Raw genomic sequence first — 16,619 nt, 5'->3', positions numbered from 1 at the left:
TCATCGCCGGTACGCGACGTCGCGACCGGCCCGGCCCGCCCGGAGTAGCTTCAGTGACATCGCCCAGCACCACCCTGAGCCTGGTCGACACCGACCCCGCCGAACTCGCCGTCGACGCCATCGTGATCGGCGTGCACAGCCAGACCGGAGGGCAGGACGCCACCAGCGGACCCGCCGGTAACCTGCTGCTGGCCAGCGGCGCGGAGAGCATCGCCGCCGCGTTCGACGGCAAGCTGACCGAGACGCTGGCGCTGCTCGGCGCGACCGGCGGCCCCGGCGAGGTGATCAAGCTGGCCACGCTCGGCACCGTCACCGCCACGGTCGTGGCCGCGGTCGGCCTCGGCCCGGAGCCGACCGGCGCCGCCCCCGCCCCGGAGGCCCTGCGCCGGGCCGCCGGCGCCGCGGTGCGGGCGCTCGCCGGCGCACCGCGGGTGGCGCTGGCGCTGCCGCTGCCGGACGACGCCGACGCCCCGGCCGCGCTGCGCGCGGTCGCCGAGGGCGCGCTGCTCGGCGGGTACCGCTTCGCCGGTTACAAGACCAAGCCGCAGCCGGCCCGGCGGGAGCCGGTGGCCGAGGTGCTGGTGGCGGTGCCGGACGCCGGAGACGCGACCGCCCGGGCGGAGATCAGCCGCGCGCAGGCGGTGGCCGGCGCGGTCCGGCTCAGCCGGGACTGGGTGAACACCGCCCCGAACGAGCTGCGGCCCCCGTCGTTCGCCGACGCGGTGGCCGGCGCCGCCCGGGACGCCGGCCTCGGCGTCGAGGTGCTGGACGAGGCGGCCCTGGCGGCCGGCGGGTACGGCGGCATCATGGCCGTCGGGCAGGGCTCGGAGGCCCCGCCGCGGCTGGTCAAGCTGACCTACACGCCGGAGGGCGGTGGGTCCGGCAAGCGGGTGGCGCTGGTCGGCAAGGGCATCACCTTCGACACCGGCGGCATCTCGATCAAGCCGGCCCAGGGCATGTGGGAGATGAAGTCCGACATGGCCGGCGCGGCGGCGGTCGGCGCGGCCATGCTGGCGATCGCGGCGCTCAAGCCGTCGGTGGCGGTGACCGGGTACCTGCCGATGGCGGAGAACATGCCGTCGGGCACCAGCTACCGGCCGGGCGACGTGATCAGCATGTACAGCGGCAAGAAGGTCGAGGTGCTCAACACCGACGCCGAGGGCCGGATGATCCTCGCCGACGCCATCGCGCGGGCCTGCGAGGACGGCACCGACTACCTCTTCGAGACCTCCACCCTCACCGGTGGCCAGGTGATCGCGCTGGGCAAGAAGATCGCCGGCGTGATGGGCACCCCGGAGCTCTGCGAGCGGGTGAAGGCGGCCGGCGAGGCGACCGGCGAGCCGGCGTGGCCGATGCCGCTGCCGGACGACGTCCGCAAGGGCATGGACTCGGATGTCGCGGACATCTCCCAGGTCAACGCCGGGATGGACCGGGCCGGTCACATGCTGCAGGGCGGCGTCTTCCTGCGCGAGTTCGTCACCGACGAGGTCGCCTGGGCGCACATCGACATCGCCGGGCCGGGCTACCACTCGGGCGAGGCCACCGGCTACTGGACCAAGGGCGGCACCGGCGTCCCGGTCCGCACCCTGGTGCACCTGGTCGAGGACGTCGCCGCCAACGGCTGACGGCCACCGCACGGCACGACGGGGCGCTCCCTGCGCGGGGGCGCCCCGTCCGCGTTCCCGCCCTCAGAACAGCTCGGGGCGGCGCTTGCGGCGTTCGTTGTAGTCGCGCATGCGTTGCGGGTAGCCCATCAGCCGGACGTCGTAGATCGGGAAGGCCAGCTTGCGGGCGAAGCGACGGGCGCCCTCCGGGCCGTCGATCCGCCGGCGGGTCCACTCGCCGTCGTCGGCGATCAGCATGACGGTGGTCTCGGTGACGGTCGTCCGCGGCTCGATGTACGCCTCGACGCCCCGCCGGGTCCGGACGAAGTTCTCCAGATGGTCCAGGTCGGCGCGGTCGGCACCCCGCTCGCGGCTCGCCACGCTCGTCCGCTTCCGTCGACGGAACAACCCCACCGGACGCTCTCCTCCCCCGTGCACCATCGAAGACGGTGCCAAGCGTACGTGTCCACGACGTGTCGTTGGGCACCTCACTACGCGCCCTCGAGCTGGGAGTGACAAGATGACCGAGGTGGGGTGTGCCTGTTACTCCGCCGTAACCCTCGATGCAGCGACGCGACCTGGGAGTTGGACGTGAGCGAGCCGAACGACGCAACCTTCGACATCGTCATTCTCGGAGGTGGCAGCGGCGGCTACGCGGCGGCGCTGCGTGCCGCCCAGCTGGACCTCTCCGTCGCGCTCATCGAGAAGGGCAAGCTCGGCGGCACCTGCCTGCACAACGGCTGCATCCCGACGAAGGCCCTGCTGCACGCCGCCGAGATCGCCGACCAGACCCGCGAGTCGGAGCAGTTCGGCGTCAAGGCCGAGCTGGTCGGCATCGACATGGCCGCGGTCAACTCGTACAAGGACGGCGTGATCGCCCGGCTCTACAAGGGCCTGCAGGGCCTGGTCGGCGGCGCCAAGAACATCACCTACGTGGCGGGCGCCGGCAAGCTGGTCGGCAAGAACGTCGTCGAGGTGGACGGCAAGCGGTACACCGGCCGCAACGTCATCCTCGCCTCCGGCTCGTACGCGAAGAGCCTGCCCGGCCTCGAGATCGACGGCGAGCGGATCATCACCAGCGACCACGCCCTGGTCATGGACCGGGTCCCGTCCTCGGTGATCGTGCTCGGCGGCGGCGTGATCGGCGTCGAGTTCGCCAGCGTGTGGAAGTCCTTCGGGGTGGACGTGACCATCGTCGAGGCGCTGCCCCGCCTGGTCGCCGCCGAGGACGAGGAGTCGTCGAAGGCGCTGGAGCGGGCGTTCCGCAAGCGGAAGATCAACTTCAAGGTCGGCAAGCCGTTCGAGAAGGTCGAGAAGACCGACAACGGCGTCAAGCTGACCATCTCCGGTGGCGAGACCGTCGAGGCCGAGCTGCTGCTGGTCGCCGTCGGTCGCGGTCCGAACACCGCCAACCTTGGGTACGAGGAGCAGGGCGTCAAGATGGACCGCGGCTACGTGCTGACCGACGAGCGGCTGCGCACCAGCGTGCCGAACGTCTACGCGGTCGGCGACATCGTGCCCGGCCTCCAGCTCGCCCACCGCGGCTTCCAGCAGGGCATCTTCGTCGCCGAGGAGATCGCCGGCCAGAACCCGGCCGTGATCGACGAGGCCGGCATCCCGCGGGTCACCTACTGCGACCCGGAGCTGGCGTCTGTCGGCCTGACCGAGGCGAAGGCCAAGGAGCAGTACGGCGACAAGGTCAAGACCTACAACTACAACCTCGGTGGCAACGGCAAGAGCCAGATCCTCAAGACGGCCGGCTTCGTGAAGCTGGTCCGCCTGGAGGACGGTCCGGTGGTCGGCGTGCACATGGTCGGCGCCCGGGTCGGCGAGCTGGTCGGGGAGGCGCAGCTCATCTACAACTGGGAGGCGTACCCGGCCGAGGTGGCGCAGCTCGTGCACGCCCACCCCACGCAGACCGAGGCCCTGGGCGAGGCGCACCTGGCCCTCGCCGGCAAGCCGCTGCACGCGCACGCCTGATCACGACAACCGCGGCGTCCGGCGACGGGCGATGATCCCACCAGGGGAATGAAGGAGTCTGGAGAACATGCCGGTATCGGTCACCATGCCCCGGCTCGGCGAGAGCGTCACCGAGGGCACCGTCACGCGCTGGCTCAAGCAGGAGGGCGACACCGTCGAGGTCGACGAGCCGCTCCTCGAGGTCTCGACCGACAAGGTCGACACCGAGATCCCGTCGCCTGCGGCGGGCGTGCTGAGCCGCATCGTGGTCGGTGAGGACGAGACCGCCGAGGTCGGCAGCGAGTTGGCCGTCATCGCGGGCGAGGGCGAGGCGGCCGGCGCGGCCGCCCCGCAGCCGGAAGCCCCGGCCGAGCAGGCCGCGGAGGCCGCCGCGCAGCCGCAGGCCGAGGCCGAGCAGCCGGCCGTCGAGGCGCCGGCGGCCCCGGCCGCCCCGGCACCGTCGGGCGAGGGCACCCCGGTGAAGATGCCGGCCCTGGGCGAGAGCGTCACCGAGGGTACGGTCACCCGCTGGCTCAAGCAGGTCGGCGAGACCGTCGAGGTGGACGAGCCGCTGCTGGAGGTGTCCACCGACAAGGTCGACACCGAGATCCCGTCGCCGGTGGCCGGCACCGTGCTGGAGATCAAGGTCGCCGAGGACGAGACCGCCGAGGTCGGCACCGACCTGGCGATCATCGGCGCGGCCGGCGCCGCACCGGCCCAGCCGAAGGCGGAGCCCAAGCCGGAGCCCAAGGCCGAGGCGAAGCCCGAGCCCAAGCCCGAGCCGAAGGCCGAGGCGAAGCCGGCGCCCAAGGTCGAGGAGCCGACCCCGGGCGTGTCGTACAACGAGCCGGCCGCGGAGGCGGAGACCGCCGCCCAGCCGGTCAAGGCCGAGCAGGCGGCCCAGCCCGCCGCGCCGACGCCGACCCCGCAGCGCCCCTCCGCCCCGGTGCAGGGCGGCGGCGAGGAGGCGGCCGGCTACGTGACCCCGCTGGTGCGCAAGCTGGCCAGCGAGCACGGCGTCGACCTCTCCTCGGTCAACGGCACCGGCGTCGGCGGCCGGATCCGCAAGCAGGACGTGCTGGAGGCGGCCGAGAAGGCCAAGGCGGCCAAGGCCGCGCCGGCTCCGGCGCAGCCGGCCGCCGCTGCCCCGGCCCCGGCGAAGCCGGCCGCGAAGCCGCAGCCGAGCGGCAAGCGGGGCACCACCGAGAAGCTGACCCGGATCCGCACGGCCATCGCCAAGCGGATGCAGGAGTCGCTGCACGAGATGGCGCAGCTCACCACGGTGATCGAGGTGGACGTCACCAAGATCGCCAAGCTGCGGGCGCAGGCGAAGGACTCCTTCCAGCAGCGGCACGGCGTGAAGCTGTCCTTCCTGCCGTTCTTCGCCCTCGCCGCCGTCGAGGCGCTGCAGGCGTATCCGATCGTCAACGCCCGGATGGACCTGGCGGCCGGGACGATCACCTACCCGGACGCGGAGCACCTCGGCATCGCCGTGGACACCGAGCGGGGCCTTCTGGTGCCGGTCATCCACAACGCCGGCGACCTCAACCTGGGCGGCATCGCCAAGCGGGTCGCCGATCTGGCCGAGCGCACCCGGACCAACAAGATCAGCCCGGACGAGATCGCCGGGGCGACCTTCACGCTGACCAACACCGGCAGCCGGGGGGCGCTCTTCGACACCCCGATCGTGCCGTCGCCGCAGTCGGCGATGCTCGGCACGGGTGCCGTGGTGAAGCGTCCGGTCGTGGTCAACGACCCGGAGCTGGGCGAGGTCGTCGCGGTCCGGCAGATGGTCTACCTGGCCCTGTCCTACGACCACCGGGTGATCGACGGCGCGGACGCCGCCCGCTTCCTGGTCGCGGTCAAGGAGCGGCTGGAGGCCGGCAACTTCGAGGCCGAACTGGGCCTGTAGAACCGGTAGCAACGCCCGCAGGGGGCGCGCGGCTCACGCCGCGCGCCCCCTGCGTCGTTCCGGCCCGGTCAGGCGGCCCGCAGGTGCTCCTCGGAGACCTGCCAGAGCCGGTCGGCGGCCTCGGGGTCGCGGGCGTACGGGGCATACCCGGTGCGGGTGCCGGGCTGGTTCGGTCCGGCCTCCTGGCAGTCCTCGAAGTACCGCCCGCCGCTGCCGTTCAGCAGCGGCGAGGTGGCGACCAGCACCGACGTGGCCGCGCCCTGCTCGGTGTTCTTCCAGCTGGGCGTCGTCTCGCCGCCGCTCTCGGCGCGCAGCCGGGCGAGGTCCTCCTCGCTGACGTAGCGCTGGAGGTTGGTGCGGATCGCCCCGGGCATCAGCGCGTTGCTGAGGATGCCGTCGTCGGCCCAACGCCGGCTGGCCTCCACCGCGAAGAGCACGTTCGCGGTCTTGGACTGCCCGTAGGCCGCCCACGGCTCGTAGGGCCGCTGCCGGAAGTGGATGTCCTCGAACACCACGGGCGAGCGCAGGTGCGCTGACGAGCTGACCGAGACGATCCGGGCGCCGCCGGCCGCGGCGAGGGCCGGACGCAGCCCGGTGGCCAGGGCGAAGTGGCCCAGATGGTTGGTGGCGAACTGCATCTCCCAGCCCTGCGGGGTCCGCATCTCGGGCGAGGCCATGATGCCCGCGTTGTTGACCAGCATGTGCAGCGGCCCGTCCCAGGTCCGGACGAAGGCGGCCACCGACGCCAGGTCGGCCAGGTCCAGCGGGGCCACCAGGATCCGGTCGTTGCCGGTGGTGCCGGTGATGTCGGTGGCGGCCTGCTGACCGGCGTCGACGTTGCGTACGGCGAGCGTGACGTCGGCCCCGGCGGCGGCGAGCGCGCGGGCGGTCTCCACGCCGATTCCGGACGCGCCGCCGGTGACGACGGCCCGGCGCCCGGTGAGGTCGATCCCGCGCACCACCTCCATGGCGGTGGTCTCGCGGGAGTACGGCGTGGTGACGGGTGTGCTGGTGGTCATGATCCATCCTTGTCGGTGGCGACGCGGACGCCCGGTCCGGCCGCTACGATGAGAATCGGAGGATCCTCCGTTACGGTCGAGACTAACCGGAGGCTGCTCCGCTTGCCAACCCGACCGCGCCCCGGCCGGTCGCCCCGAGGAGGAGACGTGCCCGACACCGGCCCCCGACCGCTGCGCGCCGACGCGCTGCGCAACCGGCAACGGCTGCTGGACGCCGCGGTACGCGCGTTTTCCCACGCCGGGCCGGAGGTAACGCTCGACTCGATCGCCCGGGAGGCCGGAGTCGGCATCGGCACCCTGTACCGGCACTTCCCCACCCGGGAGGCCCTGGTCGAGGCGGCCTACCGCAACGAGCTGGCCAAGCTCTGCGACGCCGCACCCGAGCTGCTGGCCAGCCTGCCGCCGGACCGGGCGGTACGCGCCTGGATGGACCGTTTCATCGACTATCTCTCCACGAAGCGGGGCATGGCGGACGCGCTCCGGCTGGTCATCGCCTCCGGCGCCAACCCGTACGCGCAGAGCCGGGACCGCCTGGTCGCCGCGCTCGGCCTGCTGCTGGCGGCGGGCGGCGCGGCGGGCACCGTCCGGGCCGACGTCGCGCCCACGGACGTGCTGGCCGGCCTGAGCGGGGTCTCCCTGGTCGCCGGCGAACCCGACCAGCGCGAACAGGCCGGCCGCCTGCTCGACCTGCTGATGGACGGCCTGCGGCACCGTCCGCCGGGCTGATCGGATTCACGCCCGCGACCCACCCGGCGCTGACAGACTCGGTCGGTGGGCGGCAAGCGGCGGCGCTGGCGGCTGGGGCCGGCGGTCCCGGTCGCCCCCGGCGCCCGGGTGGACAAGTTCGAGATCTTCTTCGACCTCGTCTTCGTCTTCTCGTTCTTCATCATCACCCGGGCCACCGCCATGAACATCACCGCCGCGAACCTGTTCCACGCGCTGCTGGTGCTCGCCGTGCTGTGGTGGTGCTGGGTGGTGCACAGCGTGGTCGCCACCCGGGTCAGGCTCGGCGAGGGCTTCGTCCCGGTGCTCACCGTTGCCGGGATGGCCGCCCTGTTCACCTTCGCGCTGGCGCTGCCCCAGGCGTTCCGGGACCCGCGGGGCAACGCGGCGGGACCGATGGTGGTGGCGGTCAGCTACGTGGTGATCCGCGGCGTGCACCTGGCGCTCTTTCTGCACGTGGCGCGGGACGACCCGAAGGAGCGGCGGCAGCTGCTCCGGTTCGCCCCGGAGCTGGCGACCAGCACCGCCCTGCTGCTCGTCGCCGCGCTGGTCCCGCCCCGGCTCCACGACGCCGGCATGGCCGCCCTGATCCGCGACGCGCTGTGGGCGGGCGTCGTGGTGCTCCAGTACACCACCGGGCTGATCGCGCGCACCTGGGGCTGGGACGTCACCTCCGCCGAGCACTGGACGGAACGCTACGACCTCATCCTGATCATCGCCCTCGGCGAGTCGGTCATCTCGGTCGGCGTCGGCAGCAACCTGCTCGGCCAGCCGCCGACCTGGCCGGCGGTCGCCGCGGCCGTCCTCGGCATCGTCTTCACCGCCGCGCTCTGGTGGGCCCACTACGACATGATCGGGCCGGCCGCGCGGATCGCGTTGCACGCGGCCGAGGGCGCTCCCCGGGTGACGATGGCGCGTGACGCGTACGCGTACCTCTACCTGCCGATGATCGCCGGGATCATCCTGTTCGCCCTCGGCGCGGAGGGGATCGTGCACCAGATCGCCGACCCCGCGGTCGGACCCGCCGAGCGGGCGCACGGACCGAGCGTGCCGCTGCTCTTCGGCGGGGTGGCCTGCTACCTGTTCGGCAACATGCTCTTCCAGCTCCGCACCCTGCGCACGCTCACCTGGACCCGGGTCGGCACGGTGCTGCTGCTCGTGGTCGGCATCCCGGTCGCCGACCGGCTGCCGGGGCTGGCCGCCCTGGGGTTGCTGACCGCCATCTGCGTGGGGATGGCCGTGGTCGAGGTGGTGGCCATGGCCGACGCCCGCTCGGCGCTGCACCAGGTGGTTTTCGAAGAACGAACCAGCAACGAGGCGCACGACGCCGCGTACCGGGCCCGCTGGCACGAGCCGGCACCCGACGAGCCGTCGACCTGACGGACCGGGCATCCCGCACGCGGGTGCCCGGCGCGGCGACGAGACCCGTATGCTCGCCGGAGCGTCGCGGTGCGCCCGGCACGAAGACCGCCGTGGGCATGGAGGCGCGGGACAGCAGGGGACATGTGCACCCATCCCACGAGCCGAACGGGCGGCTGACCGCCCTCGGCAACCAGTTGATCGAGATTCACCTCTGGCTCCGCGAGGAGCTGGCCCGGCTCCGTACGAGCCTCGACTCCCCTGGCGGCGACCTCCGGTCGTCGCCGGACCTGCGCGCCCACTGCCTGGGTTTCTGCGCGGCGCTCACCCGACACCACGGCGACGAGGACGGCGGCGCGTTCCGGGTCCTCGCCGAACGGGAGCCGGCGCTGCGCCCGGTCCTCGCCGAGCTGGCGGAGGACCACCGGGTGGTGACGGACATCCTGCGCCGAATCGAGGACCTGACGACCGACCCGGCCGCCGGCCGGGCGGCGGTCCGCGCCGAGCTGGACGGGCTCGCCGCGCTGCTGGAGTCGCACTTCACCTACGAGGAGAAGAAGCTGGTCGCCGCGCTGAACCGGGAGGCCGGCGGCAGCGTGGAACTGCTCGGCGTCACACGTCCCGGCCGGGAGACCACCGGCTGATCGCGGATTCGCCGGTCAGCAGAATCGGCGGTCCGGGCTGGCTTCCGCGCGGCGGACGCCGGATGCTGGGCCGATGGTGATCTTCTCCGTCCAGGCCCGACCCACCGACGCGGCGAGCTGGCTCGACCTGGCCCGCCGGGTCGAGGCCGCCGGCTACGACGCCCTGCTGGCCTCGGACCACCCCGGCTACGGCGCGTCGCCGTTCGTCTCGCTGGCGGCAGCGGCGGCGGTGACCTCGACGCTCGGCCTCGGCTCGTACGTCTCCAACGCCGGCGTCCGCGAGCCGATCCTGCTCGCCACCGACGTCGCCACCCTGGACGTGGTCTCCGGCGGCCGGGCCCGGGTCGGCCTCGGCGCGGGCCACACCCCCGCCGAGTGGCGGGCCGTCGGCCGCGAGCGGCCCGACGTCGCCGCCCGGGTAGGCCGCTGTGTGGCCGTCGCCGAGGCCGTCCGGGACCTGCTGGCCGGCGGTGAGGTCACCGTGGACACCCCGGAGCTGGTCGCCCACGCGGCCCGGCTGGGCGGGCTGCGGCCCGTCCAGGACCGGGTGCCGCTGACCATGGGTACGGCCAACTCGGCGCTGCTGCGCTGGGCCGGCGCGCACGCCGACGTGGTCGGCCTGACCGGCTTCGGCCGTACCCTCGCCGACGGGCACGCCCACGACGTGCGGTGGCGGGCCGACCAGCTCGACGCGCAGCTCGCGCACGTGGCGGCCGGAGCCGCCGGCCGGGCCGAGCCGCCGGCGCTGGAGGCCCTGGTCCAGCAGGTGACGGTCACCGACGACGCCGAGGCCGCCGCCGCGGAGACCGCCGCCGACACCGGCCTGACCGTCGCCGAGCTGCTCGCCACCCCGTTCGTCCTGATCGGCACGGCGGAGGAGATCGTCGCGGCGGTCGCGGCACACCGGCACCGCTGGGGCGTCACCCGCTTCGTCGTCCGCGCCGACGCCGTCGCCCCGCTGACCCCACTACTCCCCCGCCTGGCCGCCTTGTAGCTCGTGGTACCGGAGACCCCGCCCGCCGGCCTGCTGCACGCCGCCGCGACCGCGCTGGCCGGGTGCCAGCGGCGCGCGGCGGCAGCAGCAGCCCACGCGACGCCGCCTCACTGCAGATGGAACCGTTCGTCGACGGCGAGGGCCGCCAGTTGCCGCACGGAGAACGGCATCGTCGTCAGCCCCGGCCGGCCGTCGCCGAGCTTGGCGCCCTGCGCGACGAAGACCACCACACCGTCCGGGTGCCGGTACGCCGCCCACTGGTCGAACCGGTCGTCGCCGGCAGGCCGGACGACCACGCCGACCTGTGCCGCGCCGACCGTCATCAGCTGGCACTCGCCCTGCATGCCCCAGAACTGCCGGGCCAGCGCGCACGGTTCGGCCGGTAGCTGACTGCCCGCGGCGTGCACCTCGACGAGCAATCGCCCCATCCGCTCCCCCTGAGCCAGGGCGACCGAGGACAGGTAACTCCACACGTCGACGCCATCAACCCTGTCCTCGAATTGCGCCTGGTGGGTTCGCAGCGGCAGCTGGTCAGCGGGCTGGTTCGCCGGGTTCTCCGGCGCGACGTAGCCGGGGGGCACGGCGGAGACGATCTCGTCCAGCAGCCGGACCCCCTGGTCGTACCTGGCACCCGCCCGCGCGGTCCGGTCCTCCTGCGGACGGCCGTCCGGTCCGGTTGGCCACGGCCTCGCGGTGTCCTTGGCCGACGGATGCGGGATGGCCTGCGGGCCAGGACCCGCCGGGCTGAAGCCGCCGGCACCCGGGGTGCCGATGCCCGCGACGCCGGCGACCGCAAGAACCACGGCCGCAGAGCCGGCGCAGGCCCAGGCGGTGCGGCGGCGGATACGCGCCCGCCGGGCGGCGCCGAGCGCGGCGGCCGCACTCAGCGGTGGCCGCGGGGTGGTGGCCGCCATCTCGGTGCGCAGCGCCTCGCGCAACTCCTCGCCGTTCATCGTGCCCCCTTCTCGATCCCGCTGTACGTGGTCGACAGGAGGCCGCGGAGCGTGTCCAGGCCGCGGGCCGCCTGGCTCTTCACCGTCCCGGCCGAGCACTCCAGCAGCGCCGCGGCCTCCTCGATCGACAGGTCCTCCCAGTACCGAAGAACCAGGACTGCCCGCTGGCGCGGCGGTACGGCGGCCAGTGCCTGGAGCATCACCAACCGGTTCTCCGGCGAGTCGGGCGGTGCCGGCCGCTCGGCGCCCTCCCCGCCCACCCGCTCCCGCCGCCACCAGCCGCGGCGCCGCTCATCTAGGAAGGTCCGGACCAGGATCTGGCGCACGTAGGCGTCGAGCACCTCGTGCCGGGAGATCCGGTTCCAGACCAGGTAGAGCTTCGTGAACGCGGTCTGGACCAGGTCCTCCGCCCGATGCCAGTCGCCGCAGAGCAGGTACGCGGTGCCGCGCATAGCGTCCGACCGTGCCGCGAAATACTCCGCGAACGCCGCGTCGCGATCGCCCATCCAAGCCTCCGATCCCCGATTCGAGATAGTCACGCGGGTTCCGGCTCCGAGGGTTGCTCCTCGGAGCGACATTTCGTGGCACCAGACTCCGAGCCGGCGGCGCACGCGACAGTCGGGTAGCTGAAAGATGCGTTGACCTGGCGATCGACCACGCTCACAGTCAGGGTGTCAGTGGGAAGGTGACACCGTCATGCACGTCGAGATCGCTGATCGCGCGGATCTCGATCGGGCGGAGGCGCTGGTCTCGTTGCTCCGGCGTCCCCACCTCGACCGGGTCACCGTCACGCTGCCCGGGCTCGACGCGACGGAACGCGAGCGTACGGCAGCAACAATCCGCCGCCTGTTCAACGACTGCGGCTGCGACTGGGGAGCGTCGGCCCTCGTCGCCGCCGTGGCCGGCGTCCTCGTGGTCGGCCCGAGCGGGGGCCGGGCCATCGCCACGGCCGTGCTCGGCTGCTTCGCGGCGGCGGTGGCCGGCAAGTTCCTCGGGTTGTCCTGGAGCCGCCGGCGCCTGCTCCTACGACTGCGCGCGCTGCGCGCGGCTTCCTGACTCGGAGGGGGGATCTCATGGCACTCGTCTGCACCGAAATCACCGAATGGGTCGAGGAGGAGATCTCCAAGCCCGTCGAGGAGTGGGAGGAGCGGCAGGAAAAGAAGTGCAAGGACTACCCGTGGTACGACCCACGTGGCTGGGTCTGCTGGTTCGTCACGTACTTCGTGAAGGTCGTCCGCTGGGTGATCGTCAAGGTCGGCAAGTGGGTGGTCCGTACGGTGTGCAAGCTCGTCGGGGTGGTCGTCGAGGCGGTGATCGACATCGCGATCGGGCTCTGGGACGTGATCGTCGGCATCGTCACGCTCGACTGGCGGCGGATCCTCGACGGGCTGTTGCGGCTGGGGATCGGCCTGGTGCTGGGGATCATCCGGCTGGCCCGCATCGTGTTCCTCGGCGACACGATCGAATACATCATCGAGGAGATCAACCGGGAGCGGCTGCGCCGATACGTGCGCGGCCTGCTCGAGGTGAAGTACTCCGGTGACACGCTGACCGAGATCAAGGAGGCGATCCGCCTCGACCACGGCGCGTTCGGGCTGCGCATGCACGGCACCGCGTACCGCACGATCCTGGACTCGGAGACCCCGTCGCCGCGCGAACCGGCCGTGCCCAACCTGGTCGTGCTGCACGAGCAGGGCGCGATCAACCTGCGGGAGCTCTGCGGCTTCGAGTTCCACGAGGGCTTCTGGAACCGCAAGCGGTACAAGACCCTGAAGAAGGGGACCGTCGTCGGTGGCGGCGGTGGCGGCGAGTTCGACAACCCCATCTCCGTCGACGAGCTGGACACCTACCTCAGCTCGCGGGGCGCGCAGGGGCCGGCGTTCATCGTGCTGCCGATGCGGGACGGCGCGCTGGACACCAAGGTGTCCGCGGCCCGCGAGAAGGGGCGTGAGCTCGCGCTGATGCTGGACTTCGACAGGGAAACCCAGCCGGTCACCGACCCCGACCACATCGTCCACAAGGGGTACGACCGACCGGACGCCCACCCCGCGCTGACCCGGTTCCTGATGGACGTGATCGGCCGGCACGACAAGACCACCGACCCGGACGGGGCGACGGCCGACCTCTGCCACCCGGTCGCCGTCGGGGTCTTCCGCTACACCGACACCCTGCGCGGGTTGGCCAACAACCTGCACGAGAGCGCCTGCGGGCTGAGCGGCAAGAACACCTCCGGCGCCACCTTCATCGACAACACGCCGGACCAGATCTGGAAGTACGTGCCGATCCACGAGCTGGGGCACACCTTCGGCCTCTGCCACACGGACGGGGTGGACCGCATCATGTTCTCGCCGAAGACCAACACCTGGTGGGGGAAGTGGTACCTGATCCCCCGCACGATATGGAGCACCTACCTCGACGGCGAACCGACGTTCACCTTCGACGAGGCGAAGGCGGCGTGGGACTACGTCGTGGCGCACTTCGCGCCCCAGTGCCTGGGCGCCCGACCGGTCGTCATCGGGGTGAGCCCGGCGGCGGTCCGCGGCGGCACCGTGGAGCGGCAGGGGTAGCCGGCAGGCAACGGCGGCGGCAGCACGAGCTGCCGCCGCCTCAGCTCTCGACCCGCTCGGCGACGAACACGCCGACGCCCTGGACGCCCTCCAACAGGCCCTCGGTCCTGAGCGCGAAGATGGCTTGCCGGACGACGATGGTCGAGACTCCGTGCTCCTGGCAGAGCTGAGCAGTGGACGGGAGCTTGTCTCCCGGAGCGAGTTCACCGGACGCGATCTGCGCACGGATGTGATCCGCGAGCTGCGCCCATTTGGCCTTGGCGGGCATCTGTTCTCCCTGGTCTGCCCCGCCATTTGAGCACGCAACAACTTGTTATGGCAACCGATGCCCAGCCATGCCTTGCTTTATATATCCGGTTATCTTAGGCTCGCCTCGACCGGCTCCTCCTGGTCTGCAAACCCGGAGCTGGTCGCCCGTAGGACACCCGGCCGGCCACTCCCCCGGTAGTCGGCCGGGTGCCACCCCTGCCCGCGGCCCGGTGTCGGCGGGCCCGTGAGCAGGCCCGGGGCGGGTGCCGGGCTCCGGCAGCACATTGCCGACCCCGCCCGTCTCGGCGCCGCCCCGAGGAGAGAGGCGGAGCAGCGTGCAGCCTGTGGTCGACCAACCGGTGGACGCGGTGGAGAAGGTGCTCGGCGAGTTGCCGGTGCCGTGGTTCGTCACGGCGGAGGATGTCCGGCTCGCAGTCCGGGCGGTGGTGGTGCACGCCCCCGAAGCCTGGCCCACCGGTTTGCTGTGCCGCAGCGACCGGACCCCGTACCCCTGTCTGCTGCACCGATGGGGGCGGCGGGTGCTGCGCTCCCGGGGCCTGCGCGACGACGTGATCGACGAGCTGGTGGCGCGCGGCGACCAGCCGGCGCGCGTACCGGATCGGCGGCGCTGATGATGTGGCCGCGACGGAACGCGAAGCCGGTGCCGCTCGCGCCCCGCCACCGGCGGACCTGGCGGGGCGGGCGGCGCTGGTGCTCGTGCGGCCTGCGCTGGGCCGCCTGCCCCGACCGGCACGCGCCGGCGCCCACCGAGCCGCCCGCGCCGCCGCCGAACACCCGCTGGTGGGACGAGGCGACCCGGGCGAACCCGCAGGTCGGCCGGGTCGGCCGGCTCACCCCGGCGCAGACCTGGCGAGCCAACGGCGGCCGCTGGTGAGCGGGCCCCCGCACGTGGCACTGCGCCCGCTCTGGCTCTGCCGGGCCTGCGCCGCCCCCTGGCCGTGCGCGACCGCCCGCCTCACCCTGCTCCGGGAATACGCCGACGACCGGGTGGCGCTGCTGATCTTCCTGGGCGGGCTGTTGCACGACGCGGCCGGCCACCTGCACACCCTGCACCCGCACTGCGGGCCCGGGCCTGGACAGCTCTTCGATCGCTTCCTCGGCTGGGCCGTCCCCCGCCGCACGAGGGCTGATTCCGAGGACAACATGAACCGAGAGATTTGAAGTAGCCTGGCCTCGATCATGGCCGACGATATCGACCGCATCGTGTCGATCCTCAACTCCGTCCGCGCCACCGCCGCGCCCGTACCGGAGGTGGCATAGCGGCATCGTGACGAGCTCGGCCGCCACTCCCCAGCGGTGCACCTTGTAGCACTTCGTAGCACCACACGGTAGACTGCCGCTGTGGCCGAGCATGCTTCTCGCGAGATCACGCAGCGTGAACTGCGGAACGACTCGGGTGCCATCATGCGTGGAGTCGAACGCGGGGAATCGTTCACGATCACCCGCAACGGCACTCCCATCGGTCGGCTGATCCCGATCCGGCGGCGTACGTTCGTCCCCCGAGCCGAGGTCATGGCGGCCTTCGCGACGTCGCCCGTGCTCGACGAGTCCCGATTCCGCGACGACCTCGACGCGGCGATGAACCAGGACCCCTTCGACCGTGAGTGGTGACCATCCGCTTCGCGGCCTGATCGACACCAACATCGTCATCCACCTTGCTGCCCTGGATCCCGCCGAGCTGCCGGACGAGATGGTCATCAGCGCGGTCACGCTGGCCGAGTTGTCCGCTGGACCGCACCACACCGACGACCCAAAGGAGCGGGCCCGCCGGATGAGCGTGCTCCAGCACGTCGAGGCGACGTTCGACCCGTTGCCGTTCGACGCGGAGGCCGCGCGGGCCTTCGGACTTGTCTCGGCCGCCGTGCTGGCAGCCGGACGCGGGACCCGGCGCCGGATCGCCGATCTGATGATCGCGTCGGTGGCGCACACCCACGGCCTGCCGTTGTACACCACCAACCCCGTCGACTTCGCCGGGCTGAACGACCTCCTGACGGTGCGAGCGGTACGTCGCCCGAGCTAGGCGAGCCGCACGCAGGGGCAGCGAGGCTTATCGAACTAACGTACGATCCGACAGGTGATCGATGAACGTTTCGAGCTGCCGCCCACGGCGGACGAGCGGACCCTGTTGCACACCTTCCTCGACTACCAGCGTGAGGCGCTGGTGCGGAAGTGCGCCGGGCTCACCGACGAGCAGCTACGCCGGCGGTCGGTGCCGTCGTCCAACCTCTCCCTGCTCGGCCTGGTGCGGCACCTGGCCACGGTCGAGCGGTGGTACTTCCAGGCGGTGATCGACGGGAACTTCCCGGGCGACCTGTTCACCCGCACCGACGACCGGGACGAGGACTTCAACGACGTCGAGCACGCCACCGGCGAGGAAACCTTCGCGATCTGGCGGGCTGAGGTCGAGGCGTCCCGGCGGATCGCCGCCGACCGTCCGCTGGGGGCTGTCGGCCGGTCCTTCGACACCGGCCGGGAGCACTCGCTGCGCTGGGTGCTCAACCACATGATCGACGAGTACGCCCGGCACCTCGGCCACGCCGACATCATCCGGGAGGCGATCGACGGCCAGACCGGCGAGTGAGTCGCTGATTCATCCACGTCATCAGCTCCATAGC

20 protein-coding genes are annotated in these 16,619 nt (G+C 72.4%); 15 read left to right on the top strand and 5 right to left on the bottom strand.

Annotated elements, in window-relative coordinates:
• Positions 1–53: 53 nt before the first annotated feature.
• The gene (locus tag OG799_RS01825) at positions 54–1,625 is read left to right on the top strand and encodes a leucyl aminopeptidase (protein WP_406042421.1); all 1,572 of its coding nucleotides are present in this window, start codon (positions 54–56) and stop codon (positions 1,623–1,625) included.
• A gap of 63 nt (positions 1,626–1,688) precedes the next feature.
• Here OG799_RS01825 and OG799_RS01820 read toward each other — a convergent pair whose 3' ends face one another.
• Positions 1,689–2,018 (bottom strand): hypothetical protein, encoded by a 330-nt coding sequence (locus tag OG799_RS01820; protein ID WP_406042419.1) that lies wholly within the window; start codon positions 2,016–2,018, stop codon positions 1,689–1,691.
• A 177-nt stretch (positions 2,019–2,195) separates the two neighbouring features.
• Here OG799_RS01820 and lpdA point away from each other — a divergent pair, with 177 nt between their 5' ends.
• Together lpdA and sucB are read left to right on the top strand one after the other, a co-directional pair.
• Complete coding sequence (gene lpdA / locus OG799_RS01815) at positions 2,196–3,584, top strand: dihydrolipoyl dehydrogenase (protein WP_406042417.1); 1,389 nt, start codon at positions 2,196–2,198, stop codon at positions 3,582–3,584.
• 67 nt (positions 3,585–3,651) lie between these two features.
• The gene (gene sucB, locus OG799_RS01810; protein ID WP_406042415.1) at positions 3,652–5,475 is read left to right on the top strand and encodes a 2-oxoglutarate dehydrogenase, E2 component, dihydrolipoamide succinyltransferase; all 1,824 of its coding nucleotides are present in this window, start codon (positions 3,652–3,654) and stop codon (positions 5,473–5,475) included.
• A 68-nt stretch (positions 5,476–5,543) separates the two neighbouring features.
• Here the strand turns inward: sucB and OG799_RS01805 are convergent, their stop codons facing one another.
• Entirely contained in the window at positions 5,544–6,494 is a 951-nt protein-coding gene (locus OG799_RS01805; RefSeq protein ID WP_406042413.1) for an SDR family NAD(P)-dependent oxidoreductase, read from the bottom strand.
• 147 nt (positions 6,495–6,641) lie between these two features.
• On the opposite strand from OG799_RS01805, the gene OG799_RS01800 reads away from it, so the two are divergent.
• From OG799_RS01800 to OG799_RS01785, 4 genes are all read left to right on the top strand, one after another.
• Entirely contained in the window at positions 6,642–7,220 is a 579-nt protein-coding gene (locus OG799_RS01800; protein WP_406042411.1) for a TetR/AcrR family transcriptional regulator, read from the top strand.
• A gap of 45 nt (positions 7,221–7,265) precedes the next feature.
• On the top strand, positions 7,266–8,597 hold the full coding sequence (locus OG799_RS01795) for a low temperature requirement protein A (RefSeq protein ID WP_406042409.1): 1,332 nt from the start codon (positions 7,266–7,268) through the stop codon (positions 8,595–8,597).
• Between the two features lie 98 nt (positions 8,598–8,695).
• Complete coding sequence (locus OG799_RS01790; protein ID WP_406046169.1) at positions 8,696–9,220, top strand: hemerythrin domain-containing protein; 525 nt, start codon at positions 8,696–8,698, stop codon at positions 9,218–9,220.
• Between the two features lie 73 nt (positions 9,221–9,293).
• Entirely contained in the window at positions 9,294–10,214 is a 921-nt protein-coding gene (locus OG799_RS01785) for an LLM class flavin-dependent oxidoreductase (protein WP_406042407.1), read from the top strand.
• Between the two features lie 107 nt (positions 10,215–10,321).
• Here OG799_RS01785 and OG799_RS01780 read toward each other — a convergent pair whose 3' ends face one another.
• Positions 10,322–11,167 (bottom strand): hypothetical protein, encoded by an 846-nt coding sequence (locus tag OG799_RS01780; protein WP_406042405.1) that lies wholly within the window; start codon positions 11,165–11,167, stop codon positions 10,322–10,324.
• Positions 11,164–11,673 (bottom strand): SigE family RNA polymerase sigma factor, encoded by a 510-nt coding sequence (locus OG799_RS01775; RefSeq protein WP_406042403.1) that lies wholly within the window; start codon positions 11,671–11,673, stop codon positions 11,164–11,166. The genes OG799_RS01780 and OG799_RS01775 overlap by 4 nt, the downstream gene beginning before the upstream one ends.
• Before the next feature lie 190 nt (positions 11,674–11,863).
• On the opposite strand from OG799_RS01775, the gene OG799_RS01770 reads away from it, so the two are divergent.
• Together OG799_RS01770 and OG799_RS01765 are read left to right on the top strand one after the other, a co-directional pair.
• Entirely contained in the window at positions 11,864–12,223 is a 360-nt protein-coding gene (locus OG799_RS01770; RefSeq protein WP_406042401.1) for a hypothetical protein, read from the top strand.
• Positions 12,224–12,240: 17 nt separating this feature from the next.
• Positions 12,241–13,734: a hypothetical protein gene (locus tag OG799_RS01765; protein ID WP_406042399.1), complete on the top strand. Its 1,494-nt coding sequence runs from the start codon at positions 12,241–12,243 to the stop codon at positions 13,732–13,734.
• 40 nt (positions 13,735–13,774) lie between these two features.
• Here OG799_RS01765 and OG799_RS01760 read toward each other — a convergent pair whose 3' ends face one another.
• Positions 13,775–14,002, bottom strand: a complete 228-nt coding sequence (locus OG799_RS01760; protein ID WP_406042397.1) for a GntR family transcriptional regulator — start codon at positions 14,000–14,002, stop codon at positions 13,775–13,777.
• 325 nt (positions 14,003–14,327) lie between these two features.
• On the opposite strand from OG799_RS01760, the gene OG799_RS01755 reads away from it, so the two are divergent.
• From OG799_RS01755 to OG799_RS01730, 6 genes are all read left to right on the top strand, one after another.
• The gene (locus OG799_RS01755; protein WP_406042395.1) at positions 14,328–14,615 is read left to right on the top strand and encodes a hypothetical protein; all 288 of its coding nucleotides are present in this window, start codon (positions 14,328–14,330) and stop codon (positions 14,613–14,615) included.
• On the top strand, positions 14,615–14,878 hold the full coding sequence (locus OG799_RS01750) for a hypothetical protein (protein WP_406042393.1): 264 nt from the start codon (positions 14,615–14,617) through the stop codon (positions 14,876–14,878). Before OG799_RS01755 ends, OG799_RS01750 begins: the two co-directional genes overlap by 1 nt.
• Positions 14,875–15,165 carry a hypothetical protein gene (locus tag OG799_RS01745; protein WP_406042391.1) on the top strand — a complete coding sequence of 97 codons (291 nt, stop codon included), beginning with the start codon at positions 14,875–14,877 and terminating at the stop codon, positions 15,163–15,165. Before OG799_RS01750 ends, OG799_RS01745 begins: the two co-directional genes overlap by 4 nt.
• A 180-nt stretch (positions 15,166–15,345) precedes the next feature.
• The gene (locus OG799_RS01740; RefSeq protein ID WP_406042389.1) at positions 15,346–15,615 is read left to right on the top strand and encodes a type II toxin-antitoxin system Phd/YefM family antitoxin; all 270 of its coding nucleotides are present in this window, start codon (positions 15,346–15,348) and stop codon (positions 15,613–15,615) included.
• Positions 15,605–16,024: a type II toxin-antitoxin system VapC family toxin gene (locus tag OG799_RS01735; protein WP_406042387.1), complete on the top strand. Its 420-nt coding sequence runs from the start codon at positions 15,605–15,607 to the stop codon at positions 16,022–16,024. The genes OG799_RS01740 and OG799_RS01735 overlap by 11 nt, the downstream gene beginning before the upstream one ends.
• Positions 16,025–16,078: 54 nt before the next feature.
• Positions 16,079–16,585, top strand: coding sequence for a DinB family protein (locus OG799_RS01730; protein ID WP_406042385.1), 507 nt, complete (start codon positions 16,079–16,081; stop codon positions 16,583–16,585).
• Positions 16,586–16,619: the final 34 nt, after the last annotated feature.

This window comes from Micromonospora sp. NBC_00898, assembly GCF_045207895.1.
Classification (GTDB): domain Bacteria; phylum Actinomycetota; class Actinomycetes; order Mycobacteriales; family Micromonosporaceae; genus Micromonospora.
Note: the sequence above shows the minus strand (reverse complement) of the source record. Positions and strands in the feature narration are given on the sequence as shown.